The organism is Pseudoalteromonas sp. 2CM28B (genome assembly GCF_023161935.1).
In genome coordinates, this window is sequence record NZ_JALNTH010000035.1 from 16780 (window position 1) to 39394 (window position 22615).

Consider the following 22615-nt stretch of genomic DNA (forward strand, 5'->3'; position numbering starts at 1 on the left):
GCTATCCTTAGTCTAAAATATAAAAAGCTTCAAGCTGCTGTGCTTCATCTATCATATCTCTGGCACGCTTAAGCCTGTTTTTTTGGTTTTCACTCTGTAGTGATACTATGTGAGGTGTAACTAAAATCACCAGTTCAGTTTTATTATCAGCAAAATCTCTAGATTTAAATAACTCGCCTAAAATTGGTATAGAACCTAAAAAAGGTACTTTATTTACAGCTTTAGACATCTCGCTTGAAACTAAGCCTGAAATGACAATAGTATCGCCGTTTTTAACATTAACTACTGACTCTGTTTCACGCGTTTTAAAACCAGGTATGCCTGCTACTTGTACTGATGCATCTACAGAGCTAACTTCTGCACTAACGTAAGATACGATATTACCTTCAGTGTCTGATACTGGCTCGATCTCTAACTTAATCCCATACTCTTTAAATTCAACACTTGGTGAACCATTTGCAGAAAGTAGAGGAATTGGTATTTCTCCACCCGCTAAGAACCGTGCTTTTTCACCACTGCGAGTGCTCAAGGTTGGTTGTGCTAACATGCGTGCATCACCTTGTTCCGACAAAAGCTGTATTTGTGAAGTGAGGCCTGTCACGATACCAAAATGTGAAAAACTATTTGACCCTACAAGAACATCCCCAACTTGTTCAAATATTGAGTCTGAGACAGTACTTGGTGTGTAAACTGAAAATAAATCATTACTAGTCCAATTACTAACAGCACCAAAGGCAGGGCCAGCAGCTGACGAGCCCCATTTAACCCCTAAATTTTTAAGTGTTTTCTTACCTATCTCAACAATATTGACATCCATACGGATCATCTGCTTAATTTCAAGGTCTTTTGTTGTGACTAAAGATGTTAAATTTGGAACAAGTTTTGCTATATTATCTGCTTTTGAAGCTGTCGCTTTATCTACAGTGCCTTCTAATACAACTAGGCCTCCGACTTCTCTTACTGACAAACCTGGTAAACCAGCTATTAAGCCATTAACCTTATCGACCAAAGTCGAATTATCTATTAAACTAACAATGATATTAAGCTTTGCTTTGTTGTCATTTTTATCCCAAATCTGTAACTGAGTTTCACCTGGTGTTTCTGCAATAAGCAGTACACTTTTATTATCAATCACTTTGGCGCTAACAACTCCTGGCTTTGCCACTGCAATTCTTTTTACGTCCTCAATGGGAAGTAAACTCAAGGTTCCAACTTTCATTTCTATATCACTAGGTGTTAGTGCGTAAGATTTTGATGAAATTATTATTAAGGCGATAATGCAGTACTTTAAAACGCGATACATAAATGTATTCCTTTACAACTATTTTTATAATTTATTTTTTGTCACTGAAGCGACTTCAGTTTTTTTTGATTTATCAATATAGGTTGTAACAGATTGAGCAACAGCTCCTGAACCACCAAAGATCATCTCAACTTCATCTTCACCGCCTGATGATTTAAATAAAGATGACGAATCCACAAGACGCTCTGTTACAATTTTTTTATCTTGTCTGTTTTTTAATAAAGTAACAAACTTTCCATGTTCTTTAGCAAGGCTTACCCTAGCAGCATCGAGTACCGAAACATCTAAAGTTAAAGTGCTATAGTTGGTTGGATCATTATATATCTCATCGACTATTTCTTTATGCTTATCAGCTGTAATTTGGCCAGTTGCAAGAACATTAACACTTTCAATAAGTAGCTCTAACTGAGGTTTATCTTGCTGTTTTTCTGATAATAAATACAAATCAACTTTATCACCAGCTACTAATAACCCTGCCGTTGAATTAGTTTCATCTATTTGTATTGTAACTGCTCTTCGTCCATCGGTTAAAATATCAGAAAACTGTTGCAACCCTTTACCAGGCAAATATGCCCTTAAAAGGGGTTGTCCAGTAGATACATCCGTAAGTAACATTTGCCCATCAATCTCAGCGAATTCACTCGGATGAATAGTGCCGGCCGGTAAATAGTTTGTTGGAATCTCCCTTACCGCTACAGATACTTTATTAATAGTAGTGCCTTTAAATAATGGTTTTGTTACCACAATAACTGGAACTTTTTTTACATCACTTTTTGAGTAAAAAGTTTTTAATTCATCCTCTTTTGACTCTATATACTTTCCAACAGACCAAGCAGCGGCCACACCAAGTATTAAAGATATAATCAATAAAACCCAATTCTTATCTAATAAATTTCTTATTTTCACTTGTACTTCCTTGCTTTATAGACTTTCAAAGTCATCAGGTAATGGTGGTAAAGCTTTAGCATAGCTGTAATTGTTATAAGCTCTTTTAAATTTGTCTGCTAAGATTTCTACAACGTTTTTACCTTGATATTTTGTTAACCAATTATTATTTGTTAATTCATTATCAGGAACTGGCATTAAGAGCGAAAAAACCATAGCTGAAGTAATCACTAAATATTCAACGGATGACTGTCCCTTCTGTAAATTATTTAACATCTTCTCTTACCGCTGTAATGAATGTTCTTTGTTTTCTTCGCATAAAAGTTATACTCACGTTATTTGGACCATTTCTAGCGATGAATACACCATTATCAAGGTTTTTTGTATATATAGCTTTATCTATAGTCCAACTATGTTTTGTGAAATATTTTTTATAAAAACTTAAATTACTTTTCACAGATAACGTATTATCTAAAATCATAGTACTTGATATCTTAGCCCCATCTGCCGATTTTATTTCTCTCACTACAGTTGTACCACTTGGCATAGGGAAATCTTGTAGCGATTTATCTATTTTACTTAAGTGCTGGTCTGGCTTCGCTGAGGTTGCTATGTAGCCAAAAGTAAAATCATTCCCAGCAGAGCGTAATTTAGCCGTGTAAATTACCCCATCTATTACAGCGTTTAACACTTCCCATTCTTTTAATTGTTTATGAGTGAACTTATCACTTAGGGGTTGCCATTGTTTGGTAAAATAATGAATGTTTTCATTTAATTTATTTTTACTTTTAAATTCCCAAGCCCTCATATTTAAGCCATCAACGAGCATTCCATCTGACACCACGACCACAGTTGAACTATCAGGAAAATTAATATTTGCATGGGCTTTAAAACTTATAAATATTATTAAGATAATTTTGAGATAAAAATTCTTCTTCATTTTTCATTTCCTTGTGTGCTAGTACTTCCTTTTCGAGAGTTAGGCAATTCATCCATTTTTATATAACCAAATTTAAGCGAACTTGAATTTAACTTTTTAGCAATAGGAATTTGAGATAAACCATCACGTAGTGTGTTAATAATTCCAGCGTCTAATAAATTAGAGGGGACCAATGACTTTACACGGTTCTTATTATGTTGTTCACCACCAACATTCCACCCATTTGCAACTAAATAGGTTTTTGACTCAATTGGAAATTCAAATTGATGTGAACGTTTATTTTCTTCATCGGCATTTTCATTTCCGGGGTCTTGTTCACTATCTTCATTTATAAACTCTAATAGTTTATGGCTTGTTATTTGTATTTTATGATTTGCCTCGTAATAACCTTTTTTCTCAACGCTAAAATTACCTATTTCTAAAACTGATAGTGCTCCTGAAATTAATGATGACATAGTTCCCGGAACACTTTTTTTATTTAATTCTGTATTAAAGAATATGTGATTATTACTATCATCCTCCTCAGGATTAAACTCAGCGAGTAAAAATTCGTCACTGTTTTGTGATGCCTGATTAAAATATAGATATACTGCTGCATCTTCTTTTTTCCATTCTTCGGCCGGACTATCAGAAACAATACTTGAGTTATGACCATTTAGTATTCGCCAAGGAACTTCTTGATGAACTCTGTCAGAGTTTTTAATAGCTAATGTGCTCGTGCTCCCACTCCAGTTACCCGGTGTCCTTTCGAGCCATGTTGTCCTTTCCCAAGCAATATACCTCGATGACATATCTGAATAATGTTTCGCTTCTATTATTTTGCTAAAGTAAGGTAACAACAACATTAAAGGGGCAATAATGAACGTAATAAACACACTAAGTTCGACTAAAGATTGGCCTTTTTGATATTTCATAAAACCTCACAAAACCAGTGCGAGAGCAGTTAACAAAACTCTTTCACTATTATCTGTTTCATTCAAAGTCACCTGCCAATATGGGTTGTAAAGATTGCCATATTCCCATTTAGAATCGCTGCGCCCCCATAACGATTGATCGCGATAATAGTAAATTTTTGCTTTACTTAAAACTGTCAGTTTATCTCTTGGTAACGCAACACTTTCTTCAATATCTATGTCTATTAACCGGGTTGAATCTGGGTTTTCTGTACCTATATTTAATGTACTAGACGTGGTTATGTCTGATTTATCTTTAGAAATTGCTAGAGTTAGCATAGGGGCTGTGTTTGTTTGTTCTACTTGAGAAATATCATAAAAACTTTGTAACCCTGAGTAATATGAATTTATGTCTTCTTCATTCTCATGAGCATATCTTGAGGCTCTTCCATTTATATCCCGAGAACGGCCATAGTAACTATCACTTCTATAGTTGGTTGTATCTTTATCACTGCCTGCGTGACTAGCTCCCCAACCGACAGGGACCTCACCTCCTCGCCATTTACAACCACTAGTTAACCTACAACTATAATGATATACATGAAACCCTAAGGTATCCATGGCACTCCATACCTCAGCCTCATCGCCGTTTTTAAATAGCTCTGTACCACCGGCTTGTCTGGTATTAACTTTGTCTGGGAAAATCGTTTGAGAAAAGGGAAACCCCCAGCTAAAACTCCTGTTCTCAGTGAAGGGATCTACAGAGTTAGTTATTAAATCAAAGTGTTCTTGATAACGGCCAGTATCATCTTGCCTATCATAGCTTCCTTGAAAATCAACCCAATCATATAAAAGAAACTCTCCTACGCCTACTGCTGAAGCAATATCAACATATGCGTCACTATCATTTGCTTCTAAAACATTTTTTGAAGTCTCAACAAGAGCGACCATGGTGGCTGCATTCATTAAATCTTGTGATAGAGACAATCCAGAATTAACAATATCTGTAGCAAATACAGCCCCTTTCATAGCAGGTTGCAAAACCTGATTAATTGCTGTTAAAACGCCCTCTACAGCAGAAGTAATTTGGCCTACCAAAGGTATCCAAGAAGTTACATCGGCAATGTTTTCACCTGTTTTTTCAGCAAAATTCCCCCAGGAAGAAAGGCCAACATATTGTGCAACTGCAACATGATTAGCCACCATTGCTCGGTTAGTATAGGCTTTAAAATTTAAGTCTCTAGCAAGCAGGTTTGCACCACTGATTACAGTAGCGTCGGCGCTATTTTGCAATTTTGTTTTATTTAGGTTTTGTTGGGATACATTGAAGAGATATAGAAGCGAAACAACAATAGTTGCTAAAAACACACTTCCTAATACTAATGATTGTCCACGTTCCTTGTGCATATTACTACCTTAAAAAGCCATAATTAAAATTCAATTATGGCTATTACGTCTAATCTACAGTGCCTGAACCATCGCCGGAACCGCCATCAGAACCACCCTCACCTTGAGCAGCTCCATCATTAAAATTACCAAGATCGTAATCTTGATTTGCATTATCAGTCGCAGCTTGAGATGCAGTTTGTGCCGAACCAATATTTGCACTTGAGTTCTTACCTGAGACCTCAGAAGATAATGCAGACACTTGGTTACGAATAGTTTTACCAAAAAAACTATAAACTCCTATCGCTGAAACAGCTATTAAAGCAACAATGATAAGGTACTCAGTTAGACCTTGACCCTTTTGACGTATAACCATTAGAAGCTCCTAAATCTGCTAGTTACTACCTGAACCGCCTTCAGTTTGCGCTGCGCCTTCATTAAAGTTGCCTAAGTCGTAATCTTTATTTGCGTTAGTTTTTGCATTATCTGAAGCTAACTGTGCAGCTTCAATATTGCCGCTTGAATTTTTACCAGAAACCTCAGAGGCAAGTGCAGATACTTGGTTACGGATAGTTTTACCAAAAAAACTATATACACCGATTGCAGAAACAGCAATTAAAGCAACAATGATGATATATTCAGTCATTCCTTGCCCTAGTTGTTTTTTATTCGTATTCATTGTTTACTCCTTGTACGTTAATTGAATTTAAATTTTAATATCCTTTTTTTAACAAAAAAATCATCCTAAGGGATGATTTTATTTTGAAAGCTGGATTAACAAAGAAGTTCTATTTTTAGTATTAGTTTTGAAAAGTATGTTTTTTACATGTGATTTTACTGTTGCTTCACTTATACATTTGTTTCTGGCTATTTCTTTATTGCTATAACCTAACTTTAATTGTTCAACAATTTGCTTTTCTCTTTTAGTTAAGCCGAAAGAATTTATGTCTACTTTGTAGTTTTTCTTATCGAAGGTGTCGGTTATTTTTCTAGTTAAAGTCACTCTACTAAACCATTTACCACCATTATTTAAGGTTTCTATAACTTCTTCAATATCAGTATTCTTTATTGGGAGCCAAACGATACCAGACGCCTTTCTATTTAAAAGTTGATACTCAAACTCTAAATCAATTGGAACATAAGAAAGAACTAAAACATCATTTAATGGCTCGTCCAAAATCTCCGTATTATTGGTTTTAGTTGCTAATTTATAAGCGATACCAGAGTTTTTGAGACGGATGATTTCATTTTCTATAGTATTAACTCTTTGCATTTGCTGTATTCCTTTATCGCATATACATAAGCCGATAACTTTAATGAAATGTACCCGAAGTTGCAACCAATTTCATAAAATGTTAATTTAAGAAAAAATAATATGGATGTTATTCATGAAAAAATATGTATCTTCACTTCTTTTCTCGTCTTTACTTACCTCTTTTATTTCTAATGCCTCTTCAGCACCAAGCTATATTGAGGATAGACAAATGATAAAGTCGGGCACCGAAAGTCTTTATAGCTTTACCTTAGGCAAAAAGAAGATGGTTGCTTCATCTTCCAACTTCAAAAGTTTAACCTTTAGTGATTACAGTGATGCAACCGATAAATATATAGAAATTTATCAACACCTACTATCAGAAAGTTACACCTTGGTTAATGAATGCTTATTTGAATTATGTGGAAACTCAATTGAGTTAGCAAACAGCATAGATTCAGTACACTTTATTAGTGATAAAAATAAACAGAGGGTTGCCACCTTTAGAATAAGTAATAATTTACAGATTATTCATTTATCATCATATGAAGATAAATCTTTTGTATTTATCAGAAAAATTAATAATATAAAAGAGGTTCTCCCTCCAGTAAGTAGCAATCAGATTAATGATATCTACTTTGATTTAAACTCCTACAAAATCGCAAAATCTTACTATAAATATCTAAATTATTTAGTTGAAAGCAGAAGTGATAACGAAAATATTATCATTACAGGCCATACGGATAATTCTGGGAATTATGATCTAAACATGCAGCTTTCACTAAAAAGAGCAAAAGTAGTCGCTGATTATTTCATTAACAATGGAATAAGTAGCTCACATGTTAAAATTAAAGCAATGGGAAGCTTAGCACCAATAAGTTCTGATGATTCTAAGAACAGAAGAGTAGAAATTAGTTTTAGCTTGTAAATTTATGCTGCACTAAAATACTTTTGTGTATTTTAGTGCACAGATTTTACCTAAATAAAACTTCTTCTTTATTAAACCACTTTATACAAAAAAGAATTGATATCATAGCTATGATACTTGTTGATCCAATAATTAAATAAACATGATTATATTCTACAGTTCCTTTTAATAGTTCTCTAATGGCTAACGATATATTTACTATAGGAATAAGCGCGGTTTTTAAATTTAATTCCATGTTTGGCATCATTGATATAGCGAGAGGGAAAAATGTTAAAATAGACAGTGGTCCCATATAATTTTGAGCTTCTTTAAAAGTTTTTGCGTAAATTGAAATAGCTAAAACAACACTTGAAAAAATACATGCTAATGGTATCAATAAAAGTAAAATTAATAGCAAATCCAATGTGCCAATGAGCTCGATTGCATCTAGTATAAAAGATATTGAGATAAATTGTTTTGCTATAAACATCCAGCTACCAAGACTGAACACTGTAATTAAAGATGTTGCTAAGGAAGCAGTTAAAATTGTTATAAACTTACCAATAACTAATTGGGTTCTAGTAATAGGAGTAAGTAGAAGCGTTTCCAAAGTTCCTCTTTCTTTTTCTCCGGCACCAAGATCAATTGCCGGATAACTTGCCCCAGTCAAAACTATAGGTATTAATAAATAAGGTAGTAATATACCAATTTTTTCTCCAAAGCTTTCTCTAGCATTTGACGAATCTATCAGCTCCAACTCTATCGGCGATAATATAAACTCTTGTTCTTGCTGCTTTATAACCCCTAGTTTTTTTAAGTTTTTATATTGTACAAGTATTTTATACTCAGCAAATATTTTATTAATTTTCTCAGTGATATAATTTACTCTACTAGAGTTATTATAAATCACTTCAATTTTTATTGTATTTTTATCATTTGAAACTTGTTGACTTGATATATAAATGCCTAGGTCAATCAACTCATTTGTTACAGCATCTTTTAATTCCTGCCGAGAGTTCAATTTTAAGTCATCTTTTAATTTAAAATTTTTGTGATAAAAAACTGACTCACTAAAGCCTTTAGCATTTTTATCACCAATGATGAAGTAGTTATGGACCTCTTGTTCCGCATCTAAATGCGCTTGAGCCATAAAGTAACCTAAAGTTCCAAATATTACTGGAAAAATTAGAACTGGTAGCGCTATAACAAACAACAAGGTTTTTTTATCGCGTAGGAGTTCTGTTAATTCCTTTTTAAAAACTTCAAACATCGTGTTTCTCCGTTAAAATATTCATAAACGCTTGGTTTAGCTCTTCACTATTACCTGCCTGTTTGAATTGAGCAAGTGTGCCGTCAAAGCAGCTTACGCCTTCATTAATTACCGCAACACGGTCACATAAAAGGGCGACTTCATCTAAATGGTGCGTTGAAAAAATAACAGGCGTGCCTTGCGCCTTTAAGCCTTTAATAAAGTTTATAACCGTTTGTGTGGTCATGATATCAAGGCCTGTGGTTGGCTCATCGAGTACCACCACTTCTGGGTGATGTACCACAGCACGGGCAATATTGGCTTTTTGCTTCATGCCGGTAGATAGGTTTTCTGCACGTTTATCAATAAATTTATGCATGTCGAGCAAAGTAAAAAGTTCTTCACAACGGGCCGCTATTTGCTCTTTGTTCATTCCATGAAGCTTTGCAAAGTATTCAATATTTTCTTTAACGGTCAGGCGACCATACAAACCAGTTGAACCGGATAAAAAACCAATAGACTTGCGCCCTACTAACGGCTTTTTAATTATGTCGTTGCCAGCAATAGTTATTGTGCCTTCATCGGGCTTAAGTGCAGTTGAGAGCATACGCAATGTAGTAGTTTTACCCGCGCCATTAGGGCCAAGTAACCCTAACACTTCACCTTTTGCACATTGAAAGCTGACATCTCTTACTGAATGAAAAAAATCTTTATCTTCACGCGGGTCTATATCATCAACTTTATTTTTTTTATGATCCTTGGTTAACTTAAACTTTTTTTTAAGCCCTGCGACTTCTATCATTTTCGTATCCTTCGTTTAGCTCTAAAGTAATCGGTATTATCATAGAACGATTCATTCTCATTTGCGTCATGCCATCCTGGTACACCTAACAATGGCAATGGAGAAAGCTGTTTGTTATCGGCTAAGCAATGCTCTATTTTTATCTTCTCATAAAGTACTTGGTCTAGGTACTGATATTGAGTAACTAAATCTTTACAAAATATTTCATCCGGTACACTTACAAATAACGCTTTACCCGTTAAACCAATATAGGGTTTTGTGAGCATTTCATAATTAGCGTGGCCAAACATAAAAGGTTGTATTGTTTTGCCCCACTCTTCTCGGTGAGTTATAAATGCCGTTTTCCATTGGTGGTCTGTTAAAAGCGTTTGCCACTTAGTATCACTAATGGCAAGCACCACGCCGCACTCGTCAAATAATGTGAGTGCATTACGATGTTTAGTACGTTGCTTTAAGCCATGTTGCGCTATTTCTTGTACGTGGCGCTGATTAATAAGCGCCTTGGTTTTTGGAAACAAACACCAAATAAAGCCACCAAATAAGTCGTGCCAATTTTTACTGCGTGTTGGCACTACGCCAGTTTCAAAAATGACTTGCTCATAATAGCGCTCGCCAAAATCAACGTTTGCATCGTCTTCAAACGTTATTGGCAGGTTATTAGCATTAATGGCATTCAAATACACAGTGAACCAATCGGGGCTTGGCCAATCAGTTTGTTTATCAATATTAAACAGTGTTCGTAAGTGCTCAAACGCACCGCTTTTCAAACTACTAACTTGCCATTGCTCGGGCGGAGTAAAGCGCTTCATTTATACCTTTAACAATTTATGCTGTTAATTTGCGGGCAGTTTACCGCAAAAACTGGTTCTAATTAATAGAAGTTAATATACTAATCTCATCTTAGAACAAGAATAGAGCTACTATGAAACGATATTTCTCTCTCACACTGATTGCTGGCGCTGTATTAGCTGGCTGTGCAACAACAAGTATTACACCTACCGATGTAACAAATGGTTACAACAGTATTAAAGCAGATGAACTTGCAGCGCACATTAAAGTGCTTGCCTCTGATGAATTTGGCGGTAGAGCGCCTTCATCTGAAGGTGAAAAGTTAACGCTTGATTACTTAACTACACAATTTAAAGCATTAGGGTTTGAACCCGGTAATGGTGATAGTTTTTTACAAGAAGTGCCGCTTGTTTCATTAGAAGCTGATTCAAATATGGTATTAAGTATTGGTGGTAAAGATTATCAATACAAAAAAGACATGGTTATGGGCAGTAGCCGCATTAGCGCACAAGAAGGGATTGAAAATTCAGAGCTTGTATTCGTAGGTTACGGTGTAAATGCCCCTGAATATAACTGGAACGATTACGAAGGCCTAGACGTAAAAGGCAAAACTGTTGTAATGCTTGTTAACGATCCGGGTTTTGCTACAAAAGATCCTGCGTTATTTACCGGCGATGCAATGACCTACTATGGCCGCTGGACTTATAAATATGAAGAAGCGAGTCGTCAAGGTGCAGCCGGTGCTATCATCATTCACGAAACCGCCCCTGCATCATACCCGTGGTCAGTGGTTGAAAACTCATGGAGCGGTGAGCAGTTTGGTTTTCAAAAAGAGAACAACAATATGGACCGCGTTGCGGTTGAAGGCTGGGTGACCACTGATGTAGCAAAAGAGTTATTTGCTAAAGCGGGTCTTGATTTTGAGACTGCAAAAGCCAATGCAGCTAAAGGTGCGTATAACGTTGACATGGGCGATTTAACTGCATCGGTTAATGTTAAAAATACAATTAAAAAATCGGTGTCGTATAACTTTATTGCCACGTTGCCGGGTAGCGAAAAAGCGGATGAACATGTTATTTATTCAGCGCATTGGGATCACCTAGGTACAGATACAACCCGTAAGGGAGACCAAATTTATAATGGGGCACACGATAACGCCACAGGCACTGCGGGGCTAATTGAGGTTGCAGAGGCATTTACTAAGCTGCCAAAGCACCCTACTCGCTCAATGACATTTTTAGCTGTTACGGCTGAAGAGCAAGGCTTACTTGGATCTAAATACTACGCTGCTAACCCAGTTATTGCTGCCGATAAAACAGTCGCTAATATAAACATGGATAGCCTAAACTTATTAGGTAAAGTAAAAGACATGAACGTAGTAGGTTTAGGTAAGTCGCAAATGGACGACCTACTAGCCAAAGCAGCAAAAGAGCAAGGTAGAACAATAGCGGGCGACCCTAAACCATCATCAGGTGGTTATTACCGCTCTGATCACTTTGCATTTGCAAACATGGGTATTCCGGCTATGTATGCAGGCGGCGGTACTGTTGCTGCTGATGAGGATACAGCAAATTATCGTAAACGTATGAGCTTAGTGCTACGTGGTTGTTACCATCAACCCTGTGACAGATACCGCGATGAGTGGGATTTATCGGGTGCGGTGCAAGACTTACAATTGTTTTATAAAGTAGGCTTTGATATTTCTGAACAAGCACAATGGCCTGCATGGTACGAAAACTCAGAGTTTCAACGCAAATAATGTATTTAGCCTGAGCGTAGGTTATTTACCATCGAAAAACTCAAACTGAGCTATCGATTTAAATAGATACAAATGATATTGATTATCATTTGCAAAATGTATACAGTGTGTCCTAGTTAAACTAAAACTGGGGCACACTTATGATTTTACTCTCTCAAATAGGATTTATTACGCCAGCTTCCAAACGGTTTGTTAGCCAAAATAAACGCTTACTCCTACCACTTTTTTTATTGGTATGTTTAGCTGTTCCTAGTCTTCGCGAAATAACCATTACTGCTCTCAGTGATGCGTTTTTTCAGGTTAGTGTATTTGTAGCGGCTACGTTACTTATTTACTACTACGCAATAGAACATATCCCTCAATTAGAAATGAGCTACTTAAGCGCTAAATCTAAGTCACTTGAAGTGCTGTTTGCATCCGTTCTTGGCGCTTTACCCGGCTGTGGTGGTGCAATTATTGTGGTTACTCAATACACTAAAGGCCAAGCAAGCTTTGGGGCTATTGTTGCTGTACTTACCGCCACAATGGGCGATGCTGCTTTTTTACTGCTTGCTACGCGCCCTACTGAAGGCTTAACAATAATGGCTATAGGTTTAGTGGTAGGCACACTGTGTGGATTAATAGTTAATGCAATTCACAAACCTAATTTTTTACGTCCCAGCGCACAAGAGCAAAAACACCAAGTAAAAGTTTTGCCCACTAAAATAATAAAAATTAGCAAACCTGTGTGGATGTTTGCCATTATTCCAAGTTTAATCATTGCGTTTTTAATTGCATTTAATGTGGACTTTGATCAATTTGGTCAATATACCAGCGCCGGTATTAGCTTATTTGGTGCAGCAATGGCACTGTTTACGGTTGTTATATGGGCCTACTCTTCTAAAGGCGAAAGCTATAAAGAAATTACCTCAGAAGAGGAGGAATGTAATCCGCCTTCAAAGCTTATAAAAGTATTGCAAGATACCCATTTTGTAACTGCATGGGTGGTGGCATCGTTCATGCTGTTTGAAATATTAGTCAGTGTGGTAGGCCTTGATTTAAAAACCTGGTTTATGCACTACGCCTATTTAGCACCGTTAATTGCAGTCGTCATTGGTTTTTTACCTGGCTGTGGGCCACAAATAATTGTAACCACGCTTTATATACAGGGCATTATTCCTTTTAGTGCATTAGCTGCTAATGCGATTTCAAATGATGGCGATGCGTTGTTTCCAGCTATTGCAATGGCGCCAAAAGCGGCTGTAATTGCTACCTTGTATACCTCTATACCTGCTTTAGTTGTAGGTTACGGGCTTTACTTTTTAAGTTAACAGTTTAAAAAATCATAAGTACAAAAAAGCTCAGCAATTGCTGAGCTTTTTTAATGTTAGCGTATTTTATTTATACGGCTGCTGGCTCTGCAGCTAGTTCTTTTGGATTTGGGCCAAAATCGTTTTCGCCTTCATGTGAGTCTTGCGCAAGGAACACAATTAAAACAATCCAGCCAATAATTGGCACTAACCAAAGTAACTGCCACCAGCCAGAGCGGCCTGTATCGTGTAAACGGCGCGCACCAGCGCTCAAACCTGGTATTAATAGCGCTAAACTATAAATAGAGCCAATAAACATAGTACCTAGTGCGCTATCAATCACATTACAGATAATTGAAAAGATAGTATTAAACAATACAAACATCCAATAAGCTTTGCGGCGATTACGTCCTGAAAAATCTGCGTAGCTACGCAGCGCGTTCATATAATGTTCCATTACAATTCCTTAGTGTTAGTTTTTATATTCCCTAGCGGGTTTGATTTATTACCTTTTAGTAACATTTGTATCTTAATTAAAAACACTGCGCTTTAAAACAAAAAACCAGCAAATTGCTGGTTTTTTTATAAATTTAATTATTAACTCATAGCCATCATCATTGCCGATGGGTTTTCTAAATACGATTTCCACAAGTTATTAAAGCGCGCAATTGTACCGCCATCAATAACGCGGTGATCGCCTGACCAACTCACTTGCATAATAGCTTTGCTAACAACTTGGCCGCTTTCATCAAAGCGCGGTAAGTGTTGTAACTTCCCTAATGCTACAATAGCAACTTCTGGCTTATTAATAATCGGGGTCGCAATAGTGCCGCCAATTGCCCCAATATTTGAAATGCTAATGGTGCCCCCTTTTAAGTCATCTGGTGCTACGCGCCCCTCGCGTGCTGCATCAGTTAAGCTTGTTAAACTGTTTGCAACTTCAACAATACTCTTAGATTGGCACGATTTAATATTAGGCACTAGCAAACCCACTTTTGAATCCACTGCTACCCCAATATTATGATCGTCAAAGTAGGTAAGCTCAGTACAATCATCATTTACTTTAGAATTAAGCACTGGGTACTCTTTCATCGCAAGCGATAACGCTTTGATAAAAAATGGCATCATAGTGAGCTTTACACCCTGCGCTTTATATTGCTCTTTTAAACTCGCTCGCAGGGCAATTAATTGCGTTAAGTCTATCTCGTCACTAAAGGTAAAGTGAGGGATTGTAGAGACCGAGGCCATCATTTGCTTTGCCATAGCCGCTTTAATGCCTTTAATTGGCTCTGCTCGCATACCACCGCTTTGTGTTTGTGGCGATTGTGGCTCTTTATTTTGAGTAACGCTGTTTTGAGTAGTAGCACTACTAAGTGGTGATGTATCTATTGTATTAGGTACCTCACCTTTAATAAATTCTTCTATGTCTTGTTTATAAATGCGGCCATTTTTACCGCTGCCCGGTACGCATGTTAAATCAACATCAAGCTCTCGGGCTTTGCGCCTTACAGCTGGTGAGGCAACCGCTTTTTTATTAACAACTTTATTTGCTGTTGTTTGCTGCGTTGCTACAGATTTATCTGCCGCTTTACTTTGTGCTTTTACAACGGCGTCGTTTACATCTACATTGGGTTTAGCTGTACTGCCGGCTATGCTCATTTGAAATAACGGGCTATGTACCTGAGCAATTTCACCTTTTTGATAGTAAAGCTTTTGCACTGTCCCTGTGTATTTAGCCGGAATTTGTACCAGTGCTTTGTCGGTCATTACATCACACACAGCCTGATCTTCTTGTATTTCATCGCCTTCGGCCACTAGCCAATCAACTATTTCACACTCAACAATCCCCTCACCAATATCTGGAAGAATAAAATCTTCTAAATGCTCTGACGATGCGTTGTCGCTTTGTGTATTTTGCACTTGCTCTGTGTGTGTTTCATCGCTTTGGCTTTGTTCATCGGCTACATTCATAGCAAACAAGGGTGCATGAACCTGCGCAATCTCCCCTTTTTGATAATACAATTTAGTGATTACGCCATCGTGCACAGCCGGAATTTGCACCAGGGCTTTATCGGTCATCACGTCACAAATGGGTTGATCTTCTTTTACTGTGTCACCCTCTTGTATTAGCCATTCAACCACTTCGCACTCAACAATGCCTTCACCAATATCGGGTAATATAAAATCTTTAGCCATGGTATCCCCTAAAAATCCATTGATTGTTTAATTGCGGCCATTACTTTTAGCGCATCAGGCACATATTCTTTTTCAAGTGCTAATGGGTAAGGTGTATCTAACCCACATACTCGCATAATAGGTGACTCAAGGTGTAAAAAGCACTCTTGCTGAATAGTCGCCGCAATTTCGGCACCAAAGCCATTGGTAATAGGCGCTTCGTGGCTTATCACCAAACGTCCTGTTTTAGTGACCGACTTAGCAATTGTCTCAACATCCCAAGGTAATATGCTTCTAAGGTCAATCACCTCACAACTAATGCCTTGTTCATTGGCTTGTTTTGCTGCGTTTTCAACAATTTCCATTTGCGCGCCCCACGCAAGTACAGTGATATCTGTACCTTCTTGTACTACTTCGGCTTTACCAAGCTCAATGGTGTAATCATCCTCTGGTACTTCGCCGGTAGAAGCGCGGTATAAACGTTTAGGCTCGAAGAAAATAACGGGGTTATCGTCTTTAATACTTGCTCGTAGTAACCCTTTTGCTTGGTACGAGTTACGCGGTACCACTATTTTTAGCCCTGGCGTATGGGCAAAGTATGCCTCTGGCGATTGTGAATGATATAAGCCCCCCGCAATACCGCCACCATACGGTGTGCGAATCGTTAAATTGCCTACGTTAAATTCATTACCACTGCGGTATCTAAACTTGGCAGACTCATTAACTATTTGGTCAAATGCCGGAAAAATATAATCAGCAAATTGTATTTCAGCAAGTGCAGGCGCGCCAAACGCGGCTAAGCCATTGGCAAAACCTAAAATACCTTGCTCTGTAAGCGGTGTGTTAAATACGCGGTGTTTACCGTACTTTTCTTGCAAACCTGAGGTCGCTCTAAAAACACCACCAAAATAGCCAACATCTTCCCCAAAAATACACGCCTGAGGGTGCTCATTCATGGTGATATCGAGTGCAGAATTAATTGCGTGTAGCATGTTCATTTTAGCCATTACTTAATTCTCCCTGCTGTGATTGGGTACGCATCTGGGTGCTGCTTAATATGTGCTTTTAAATCGTTATATTGGCGCTCAAGTGAAGGAATTGGCGTATCGTAAACATCTGATATTAGCTCTTCAAGCGCTGGCTTTTGCACTTTTTCAGCACGTTTAAGGGCGGCTAAAATATCTTCACGAATAGTGTCTTTCGCTTTAGCATCGTCCTCTTCGTTTAACCACTCTTGCTTGATCAACCATTTTTTAAATTTATCAATTGGGCAAACTTTATGCGTGGCCTCTTCATCTTTTGAGCGATAACCACTTGGATCATCTGAGGTTGAGTGAGCACCTAATCTGTACGCTATTGACTCAATTAATACCGGCTCGCCCTGCGTTGCTGCCATTTCGCGGGCCTTTTGTGTTGCTGCAAACACAGCTAATGCATCTGAGCCATCAACACGTATGGTTTTAATGCCATACCCTACGCCTCGCGATGCTATACCATCGCCTTTAAATTGCTCATCTGCAGGTGTTGATATTGCATACCCGTTATTACGTGCAAAAAATATAACAGGGGCTTTGTGTACCGCAGCCATATTTAAACCCGCATGAAAGTCACCTTCAGATGCCGCGCCTTCACCAAAGTAACAAATCGTCACATTATCTATGGTGCTTGCAAGCTCGCCAGTTTTTGCGTCAATGTGTTTTACTTTTTGCCCGTAGGCATACCCTGTAGCTTGAGGAATTTGCGTACCGAGGGGCGATGATATGGTCATATAATTTAGTTCTTTTGAACCATAATGAATCGGCATTTGGCGCCCTTTCCCTAAATCTAACTCATTAGAAAACATTTGATTCATAAATTGGTCAAGCGTAAATCCGCGGTAATGTAAAGCGGCTTGCTCGCGGTATTGCGCCATAATCATGTCATCTTGATCAAGTGCGGCAGCAGAGGCTGTAACAGCGGCTTCTTCACCTAAACATTGCATATAAAAGCTTACGCGGCCTTGGCGCTGCGCCCCTTGCATCCGCTCATCGAGTAGGCGAATAAAACGCATTGTTTCGTATAGTTTAATCGCTGTGTGTTTAGAAATAGTCGGTGCGGTAGCACTAGGATGAATGTCGCCGTCCTCAGTTAAAATACTAAGGGTTGGAATAGTTAGCGCATGACCGTCTATAAACTCGAGGTCGTGGTTAATATTCAGCGATACGTTATTTGGATTACTCATAACCTACCTTCTCTTGTTGTCTGTGATACAGCGCCCCTTTTAAGTTTTTATTATGGGTGAGGCTTGCGAATAAACTTTGCAGCATCTGCGCTGTATTTAATTAAAGCTGCCACCACCTTACGTTAACGTAAGATGTTATTCAACAAGTGTAAGACGAAACAAAAGTAAAATACGATTAAAAAGGTGGAAAGTTAACTGTACGCATTTATTAAACTAATAAAAACATACAGTTAAATATTTAAGGTGAGTGGTCTGATGAGTTTTATTAGACGAAATTACTATCTACTTGCATAGGAATAACGGTAAGCAATGCCCTTTGCCCAAGTGCAACGTGCGCATTTGGAAAAATAATAGCTTCTCCTTCCACATCGGCATAATAAGGGGTATCGCCGTCTGTTGCTAGCAACTCACCTTTAGCAAACCCTGTGAAATTTTCTGCATCATCAGAAAACGGAAAGCTAAAGTCCTGCTGCGTTCTATTAATTGTGCGATGCACGGCAAACAGCTCAAAGTCACTTGCATTAAATTTAGGGTATTGCACTTCTTTTTGGCTAATTAATGCAGTTAGCGTTTGCTTGGTTTTTGCAAAGCGAGCCATGTCGTTTTCACCAAACGGTTTAACTTGACCCAGTTCAACGGTAAATGAATCAGCGCCATGAACAAACGAAGAATAGTAACTGAATGTGGTTGCCGGTGATTTCATCATCAATACGGTATTTACACCGCAGCTAAGTAAAAATTGTAACTGCGATTTTTTCCATGGTTTACCATGAAGATAAGGATACACAGCAAATTTTTCATTTTTTGAGCCACGTATAGCGGTATGCAAATCATAATGATAACGTGCACTGCCTTGCTCACCCCGTGTAAAAAAGTCAGTTACATACTCTTCTAGTTTTGCTGCGCGTTTGCGCTCATCGTTCATTGGCACACCCTCAACAGTGTGGTGGCCGTTAAACAAACGGTTTAGGTTTTCTTCTACAAAACGCAGGCCAATATTTATTGATTTTGGATTACCAAATATAAAGAGCACACGCTGATTTAATGCAAGCTCCCCTTTTATTATGGTTTTTATTAGCTCGTCACATATTTCTATAGGTGCGGTTTCGTTACCGTGTACAGCACTTGAAAGCACAACATCTTTTGTTGTTGTACCCTGTGGTTGAAATTCAATAACACCTGTATCGTGAACGGTTACGCGCGTGCCATTTTCTAAAGCAAATTCACTTGCCTCTAAATGCCATTCATTGTCGCGACTGAGTGTTAAAAAATCGCCGCTATTTATTAGTTCATTTAAATAATCTGGTTTGGCTAACATGATAAGCCCTTTTATAGTGTGAGAGATATAAACAAAAACGGCTGAATAAATCAGCCGTTTTTAAATAGTGTAAGCCGTGTTAGCTGATAACAGAATCAACTAATTGCTTCGCTTCTTTTTCTAGTAGTGCTAAATGCTCTTCACCTTTGAAAGACTCAAGATAAATTTTATAAATATCTTCAGTACCAGAAGGACGTGCTGCAAACCAGCCGTTTTCAGTCACTACTTTTAAGCCGCCAATGGCCGCATCATTGCCAGGTGCATGAGTCAGTTTTTGTAAAATTGGTTCGCCAGCTAATGTATCGGCTTTAACATCGCTTGCACTAAGTGCTTTTAAACGTGATTTTTGTGCACTGCTAGCAGGGGCATCTAAACGCTTGTATAGTGGAGAGCCAAATTCTTGCTCTAGCTCTTTATAAAGCGCTGATGGTGTTTTACCCGTTACTGCGAGTATTTCAGCTGCAAGTAACCCCATAATAAAGCCGTCTTTGTCGGTACACCATACGCTGCCATCAAATCGTAAAAACGCAGCACCCGCACTTTCTTCGCCACCAAAGGCAAGCTTGCCTTTGTTTAAGCCATCGACAAACCATTTAAAGCCAACCGGCACTTCTTTAACTTTACGCTCATTACGAGCTACTACACGGTCAATCATTGAGCTAGAAACCAGCGTTTTGCCAATTTCTACACTGCTGTCCCAGTCGCGGTGTTTTAATAAATAATCAATCGCTACCGCTAAAAAGTGATTAGGATTCATTAATCCATCTGGGGTAACGATACCGTGGCGGTCGTAATCTGGGTCGTTGCCAATAGCAATATCAAAGTCGTCTTTTAATTTAATTAAATTAGCCATTGAGTAAGGTGATGAACAATCCATACGGATTTTGCCATCTTTATCAAGTGGCATAAATGCAAAACGCGGATCAACACTGTCGTTTACTACGGTTAAATCTAAATTATATTTTTGCGCTATTAATGGCCAAAAGTTAATACCAGAGCCACCTAGCGGGTCAATACCTACTTTAATACCCGCATCGCTAACGGCTTTTAAATTAACGATATTTTCTAAGTCGTTAATGTATGGCGTCATTAGGTCTTCGTATTTAATAAACCCTGAACGCGATGCTTTAGCAAATGGAAACAGCTCAACTTCTACTAAATCTTCTAATAGTAATTGATTTGCTCTGTCTTCAATCCATTTAGTTACGTCGGTATCTGCTGGGCCACCGTTAGGTGGATTGTACTTAAAGCCACCGTCTTCTGGCGGGTTATGTGAAGGCGTTACCACAATACCATCGGCTAATTCGTTAGGATTTAATTTGTTATGGCAAACAATAGCATGGCTAATGACAGGGGTTGGCGTGTAATCGTGATTTTGCTGGGTAATTACTTGCACCTCATTAGCCACTAATACTTCTATGGCAGAGTTAAAAGCAGCTTCACTTAATGCATGCGTATCTTTACCTAAAAAAAGCGGACCAAAAATGTCATTTTGCTTTCTGTAGTCACAAATAGCTTGTGTAATGGCTAAAATATGAGATTCGTTAAACTTAACATCGTAAGAGCAACCACGGTGACCCGACGTACCAAAAGCAACACAATGCTCTGGGTTTTGCTCTAAGTCTGGCTCATTTAAATAATAAGCCGATACCAGTTTTGGTACGTTAACTAAAGTTGAATGTGGCGCAGTTTTCCCAGCACCTGAATGAATAGCCATGTTTATTTCCTTACAAGTAATCGCGAATTTCTTCTGCTTGCTCTGCTGAATAACCTAAGCACAGCGCAACCTCGTGTAGCATCATTTTTTTACGTGTCGTGTTTGAATTTGTCATTACCCAGTACTCACTGTCGGTAATGTTTTTAGGGTTCATACTACTGCCGCTATTAACTAAGTCTTCTTTGCTGGTTGCAAAGTAAACGCGGTCGCGCCCTTTTATATCAAGCACAGCACTAAACTCTTTTTTATGCGTTCTATAAAAAGCACTTAAAATAAATAAAAACCTGCCTACCACCCCTTTTTGCATTGCTAGTTCTTCTTTATTTAGAATATTAAATACATTAGCGTTTGTTTGCTTCACGGGTGTGACAACCTCTTGCTCTTGGCTGTCGTTAGTAGCTGGCGTGTCGTCAAGTGGGGCTTGAGTAGCTGTTTGGTTGTTTTGATTGTTCTTAGCAACGGGAGTGTTGTCATCACCGTTTAGATTTAATAAACGACGTAAAATAGTGGATGCGCTTTCGCCAATACTTTGTGTATTGCTAGCAATATACTGATATAACTCGTCGTCTATGTCGATTTGTTTCATGTTGTTCCTGTCATTACGGGCCACATTTTTTCTTTCCCCGTGATTATACCCAAACCAAATATAAATGCGAGTTACAACAAGCACTCGCACAAACATAACCTATAAACGCGCTAATAAAGGTGTGTTGATTATTTGCTTATAAACCCAATGTAGTAATTAACAGCTTTTAAAAGTACTACCCATATTATTATCTCCATTAGACTGGTAACACCAAAGAGCCCATAACTGGCGTAAAAATAAACGGTGTTACCCCATAAAAGGCGCGTGCAGAGCAGTTAACCGTTATATCTTTTGCTTTTTAGGGCAATGCTCGGCAAACTAAGCCAAAATTTTAGGAGGCGCTCATGCTATTAAACTATAAACAATACGGTGAAGGTCCGGATATAGTGATCATTCATGGTTTATTTGGCTCTTTAGAAAACCTAAATGTTATTGCAAAACCATTGAGCGAGCACTTTAGGGTAACGAATGTAGATTTGCGTAACCATGGCGCTTCACCGCACAGTAATGAAATGAACTACCCTGCAATGGCCGCAGATATTGTTGAGCTAATGAACGCGTTAAATATTAACAATACGCACCTGATTGGCCATTCAATGGGCGGTAAAGTGGCGATGGAAGTGGCGCTAATGCATAGCCAAAAAGTAAATAAGCTGGTGGTACTTGATATTGCCCCTGTGAGTTACCCTGCCCGCCACACACAAATTATTAATGCACTAAAAAAAGTGGCAACTAGCCAGGTTACTGATAGAAAACAAGCTGATGCTATTATGAGCGAGTACATTAATGAGCTAGGTGTTAGGCAGTTTTTACTAAAAAGCTTAGCTAAAAACGACGATGGACAGTACAAATGGCGATTTAATTTAGATGTACTTGATGAAAAATATTCGACAATCACAGCCAATGTTAATGAAAACAATTCTTGTTTGTGCGATACTTTGTTTATCAAAGGTAACGATTCTGATTACATACTGCCAGAATACCGCGATGAAATAACAAAGCGCTTTAAAAATACACGAGCAAAAATTATACACGGTGCAGGACATTGGCTTCATGCACAAAAACCCGCTGCAGTTAATAAAGCAATAAATGACTTTTTAACAGGGCTTTAATGCAATTTTAATCATGTGTTTTTGGTTATCCG

23 protein-coding genes are annotated in these 22615 nt (G+C 38.1%); 4 read left to right on the forward strand and 19 right to left on the reverse strand.

All coding sequences use genetic code 11. The annotated features are described in order from the left end of the window. Positions 1-7: 7 nt before the first annotated feature. The 9 genes from MTN96_RS29255 to MTN96_RS29295 all read right to left on the reverse strand — a co-directional run bounded on the left by MTN96_RS29255 (position 8) and on the right by MTN96_RS29295 (position 6680). Positions 8-1303 carry a type II and III secretion system protein family protein gene (locus MTN96_RS29255; RefSeq protein WP_248533697.1) on the reverse strand — a complete coding sequence of 432 codons (1296 nt, stop codon included), beginning with the start codon at positions 1301-1303 and terminating at the stop codon, positions 8-10. Positions 1304-1327: 24 nt separating this feature from the next. Further along, positions 1328-2209 (reverse strand): Flp pilus assembly protein CpaB, encoded by an 882-nt coding sequence (gene cpaB, locus MTN96_RS29260; protein WP_248533699.1) that lies wholly within the window; start codon positions 2207-2209, stop codon positions 1328-1330. A gap of 15 nt (positions 2210-2224) precedes the next feature. Beyond that, positions 2225-2464: a hypothetical protein gene (locus MTN96_RS29265; RefSeq protein WP_248450942.1), complete on the reverse strand. Its 240-nt coding sequence runs from the start codon at positions 2462-2464 to the stop codon at positions 2225-2227. Beyond that, on the reverse strand, positions 2454-3128 hold the full coding sequence (locus MTN96_RS29270) for a hypothetical protein (RefSeq protein ID WP_248450941.1): 675 nt from the start codon (positions 3126-3128) through the stop codon (positions 2454-2456). Before MTN96_RS29270 ends, MTN96_RS29265 begins: the two co-directional genes overlap by 11 nt. Beyond that, positions 3125-4042 (reverse strand): hypothetical protein, encoded by a 918-nt coding sequence (locus tag MTN96_RS29275; protein WP_248450940.1) that lies wholly within the window; start codon positions 4040-4042, stop codon positions 3125-3127. The genes MTN96_RS29270 and MTN96_RS29275 overlap by 4 nt, the downstream gene beginning before the upstream one ends. A gap of 6 nt (positions 4043-4048) precedes the next feature. Beyond that, the gene (locus MTN96_RS29280) at positions 4049-5428 is read right to left on the reverse strand and encodes a Tad domain-containing protein (protein WP_248533701.1); all 1380 of its coding nucleotides are present in this window, start codon (positions 5426-5428) and stop codon (positions 4049-4051) included. Between the two features lie 49 nt (positions 5429-5477). Beyond that, positions 5478-5783, reverse strand: coding sequence for a Flp family type IVb pilin (locus MTN96_RS29285; protein WP_248450938.1), 306 nt, complete (start codon positions 5781-5783; stop codon positions 5478-5480). 18 nt (positions 5784-5801) lie between these two features. Then, complete coding sequence (locus MTN96_RS29290; protein WP_248450937.1) at positions 5802-6086, reverse strand: Flp family type IVb pilin; 285 nt, start codon at positions 6084-6086, stop codon at positions 5802-5804. Between the two features lie 78 nt (positions 6087-6164). After that, positions 6165-6680, reverse strand: a complete 516-nt coding sequence (locus MTN96_RS29295) for a response regulator transcription factor (RefSeq protein ID WP_248450936.1) — start codon at positions 6678-6680, stop codon at positions 6165-6167. A gap of 115 nt (positions 6681-6795) precedes the next feature. Here MTN96_RS29295 and MTN96_RS29300 point away from each other — a divergent pair, with 115 nt between their 5' ends. Continuing rightward, positions 6796-7587 (forward strand): OmpA family protein, encoded by a 792-nt coding sequence (locus MTN96_RS29300; protein WP_248450935.1) that lies wholly within the window; start codon positions 6796-6798, stop codon positions 7585-7587. 46 nt (positions 7588-7633) lie between these two features. Here MTN96_RS29300 and MTN96_RS29305 read toward each other — a convergent pair whose 3' ends face one another. The 3 genes from MTN96_RS29305 to MTN96_RS29315 are packed head-to-tail and all read right to left on the reverse strand — an operon-like array spanning position 7634 to position 10426. Then, the gene (locus MTN96_RS29305; RefSeq protein ID WP_248533703.1) at positions 7634-8836 is read right to left on the reverse strand and encodes an ABC transporter permease; all 1203 of its coding nucleotides are present in this window, start codon (positions 8834-8836) and stop codon (positions 7634-7636) included. Next, entirely contained in the window at positions 8829-9617 is a 789-nt protein-coding gene (locus tag MTN96_RS29310; protein WP_004586660.1) for an ABC transporter ATP-binding protein, read from the reverse strand. Before MTN96_RS29310 ends, MTN96_RS29305 begins: the two co-directional genes overlap by 8 nt. Continuing rightward, on the reverse strand, positions 9614-10426 hold the full coding sequence (locus MTN96_RS29315) for a DUF3025 domain-containing protein (protein WP_004586661.1): 813 nt from the start codon (positions 10424-10426) through the stop codon (positions 9614-9616). Before MTN96_RS29315 ends, MTN96_RS29310 begins: the two co-directional genes overlap by 4 nt. 113 nt (positions 10427-10539) lie before the next feature. On the opposite strand from MTN96_RS29315, the gene MTN96_RS29320 reads away from it, so the two are divergent. Continuing rightward, positions 10540-12165, forward strand: a complete 1626-nt coding sequence (locus tag MTN96_RS29320) for a M28 family metallopeptidase (RefSeq protein ID WP_096041668.1) — start codon at positions 10540-10542, stop codon at positions 12163-12165. A gap of 140 nt (positions 12166-12305) precedes the next feature. Continuing rightward, on the forward strand, positions 12306-13475 hold the full coding sequence (locus MTN96_RS29325) for a putative manganese transporter (protein ID WP_248533705.1): 1170 nt from the start codon (positions 12306-12308) through the stop codon (positions 13473-13475). A 70-nt stretch (positions 13476-13545) separates the two neighbouring features. Here the strand turns inward: MTN96_RS29325 and MTN96_RS29330 are convergent, their stop codons facing one another. The 7 genes from MTN96_RS29330 to seqA form a co-directional block, all read right to left on the reverse strand. Next, the gene (locus MTN96_RS29330; RefSeq protein WP_004586664.1) at positions 13546-13911 is read right to left on the reverse strand and encodes a DUF805 domain-containing protein; all 366 of its coding nucleotides are present in this window, start codon (positions 13909-13911) and stop codon (positions 13546-13548) included. A gap of 140 nt (positions 13912-14051) precedes the next feature. After that, on the reverse strand, positions 14052-15650 hold the full coding sequence (locus MTN96_RS29335) for a dihydrolipoyllysine-residue acetyltransferase (protein WP_248533707.1): 1599 nt from the start codon (positions 15648-15650) through the stop codon (positions 14052-14054). A gap of 8 nt (positions 15651-15658) precedes the next feature. Continuing rightward, positions 15659-16636 (reverse strand): alpha-ketoacid dehydrogenase subunit beta, encoded by a 978-nt coding sequence (locus MTN96_RS29340; RefSeq protein ID WP_248533709.1) that lies wholly within the window; start codon positions 16634-16636, stop codon positions 15659-15661. After that, complete coding sequence (locus MTN96_RS29345) at positions 16636-17850, reverse strand: thiamine pyrophosphate-dependent dehydrogenase E1 component subunit alpha (RefSeq protein ID WP_248533711.1); 1215 nt, start codon at positions 17848-17850, stop codon at positions 16636-16638. Before MTN96_RS29345 ends, MTN96_RS29340 begins: the two co-directional genes overlap by 1 nt. A gap of 265 nt (positions 17851-18115) precedes the next feature. Then, entirely contained in the window at positions 18116-19168 is a 1053-nt protein-coding gene (astE, locus tag MTN96_RS29350; RefSeq protein WP_248533713.1) for a succinylglutamate desuccinylase, read from the reverse strand. A 79-nt stretch (positions 19169-19247) separates the two neighbouring features. Continuing rightward, a complete protein-coding gene (gene pgm / locus MTN96_RS29355) occupies positions 19248-20885 on the reverse strand; it encodes a phosphoglucomutase (alpha-D-glucose-1,6-bisphosphate-dependent) (protein ID WP_004586669.1) in 1638 nt (545 codons plus the stop codon). 10 nt (positions 20886-20895) lie between these two features. Then, positions 20896-21471 carry a replication initiation negative regulator SeqA gene (seqA, locus tag MTN96_RS29360; RefSeq protein WP_024033550.1) on the reverse strand — a complete coding sequence of 192 codons (576 nt, stop codon included), beginning with the start codon at positions 21469-21471 and terminating at the stop codon, positions 20896-20898. A gap of 344 nt (positions 21472-21815) precedes the next feature. Here seqA and MTN96_RS29365 point away from each other — a divergent pair, with 344 nt between their 5' ends. Next, the gene (locus MTN96_RS29365; RefSeq protein WP_248533715.1) at positions 21816-22583 is read left to right on the forward strand and encodes an alpha/beta fold hydrolase; all 768 of its coding nucleotides are present in this window, start codon (positions 21816-21818) and stop codon (positions 22581-22583) included. Positions 22584-22615 lie beyond the last annotated feature (32 nt).

Coding starts and splice junctions, on each gene's coding strand:
- MTN96_RS29255 (WP_248533697.1), bottom strand. CDS start 1,303: ATGTATCGCGTTTTAAAGTACTGCATTATCGCCTTAATAATAATTTCA.
- MTN96_RS29265 (WP_248450942.1), bottom strand. CDS start 2,464: ATGTTAAATAATTTACAGAAGGGACAGTCATCCGTTGAATATTTAGTG.
- MTN96_RS29270 (WP_248450941.1), bottom strand. CDS start 3,128: ATGAAGAAGAATTTTTATCTCAAAATTATCTTAATAATATTTATAAGT.
- MTN96_RS29275 (WP_248450940.1), bottom strand. CDS start 4,042: ATGAAATATCAAAAAGGCCAATCTTTAGTCGAACTTAGTGTGTTTATT.
- MTN96_RS29280 (WP_248533701.1), bottom strand. CDS start 5,428: ATGCACAAGGAACGTGGACAATCATTAGTATTAGGAAGTGTGTTTTTA.
- MTN96_RS29285 (WP_248450938.1), bottom strand. CDS start 5,783: ATGGTTATACGTCAAAAGGGTCAAGGTCTAACTGAGTACCTTATCATT.
- MTN96_RS29290 (WP_248450937.1), bottom strand. CDS start 6,086: ATGAATACGAATAAAAAACAACTAGGGCAAGGAATGACTGAATATATC.
- MTN96_RS29295 (WP_248450936.1), bottom strand. CDS start 6,680: ATGCAAAGAGTTAATACTATAGAAAATGAAATCATCCGTCTCAAAAAC.
- MTN96_RS29300 (WP_248450935.1), top strand. CDS start 6,796: ATGAAAAAATATGTATCTTCACTTCTTTTCTCGTCTTTACTTACCTCT.
- MTN96_RS29305 (WP_248533703.1), bottom strand. CDS start 8,836: ATGTTTGAAGTTTTTAAAAAGGAATTAACAGAACTCCTACGCGATAAA.
- MTN96_RS29310 (WP_004586660.1), bottom strand. CDS start 9,617: ATGATAGAAGTCGCAGGGCTTAAAAAAAAGTTTAAGTTAACCAAGGAT.
- MTN96_RS29315 (WP_004586661.1), bottom strand. CDS start 10,426: ATGAAGCGCTTTACTCCGCCCGAGCAATGGCAAGTTAGTAGTTTGAAA.
- MTN96_RS29320 (WP_096041668.1), top strand. CDS start 10,540: ATGAAACGATATTTCTCTCTCACACTGATTGCTGGCGCTGTATTAGCT.
- MTN96_RS29325 (WP_248533705.1), top strand. CDS start 12,306: ATGATTTTACTCTCTCAAATAGGATTTATTACGCCAGCTTCCAAACGG.
- MTN96_RS29330 (WP_004586664.1), bottom strand. CDS start 13,911: ATGGAACATTATATGAACGCGCTGCGTAGCTACGCAGATTTTTCAGGA.
- MTN96_RS29335 (WP_248533707.1), bottom strand. CDS start 15,650: ATGGCTAAAGATTTTATATTACCCGATATTGGTGAAGGCATTGTTGAG.
- MTN96_RS29340 (WP_248533709.1), bottom strand. CDS start 16,636: ATGGCTAAAATGAACATGCTACACGCAATTAATTCTGCACTCGATATC.
- MTN96_RS29345 (WP_248533711.1), bottom strand. CDS start 17,850: ATGAGTAATCCAAATAACGTATCGCTGAATATTAACCACGACCTCGAG.
- astE (WP_248533713.1), bottom strand. CDS start 19,168: ATGTTAGCCAAACCAGATTATTTAAATGAACTAATAAATAGCGGCGAT.
- pgm (WP_004586669.1), bottom strand. CDS start 20,885: ATGGCTATTCATTCAGGTGCTGGGAAAACTGCGCCACATTCAACTTTA.
- seqA (WP_024033550.1), bottom strand. CDS start 21,471: ATGAAACAAATCGACATAGACGACGAGTTATATCAGTATATTGCTAGC.
- MTN96_RS29365 (WP_248533715.1), top strand. CDS start 21,816: ATGCTATTAAACTATAAACAATACGGTGAAGGTCCGGATATAGTGATC.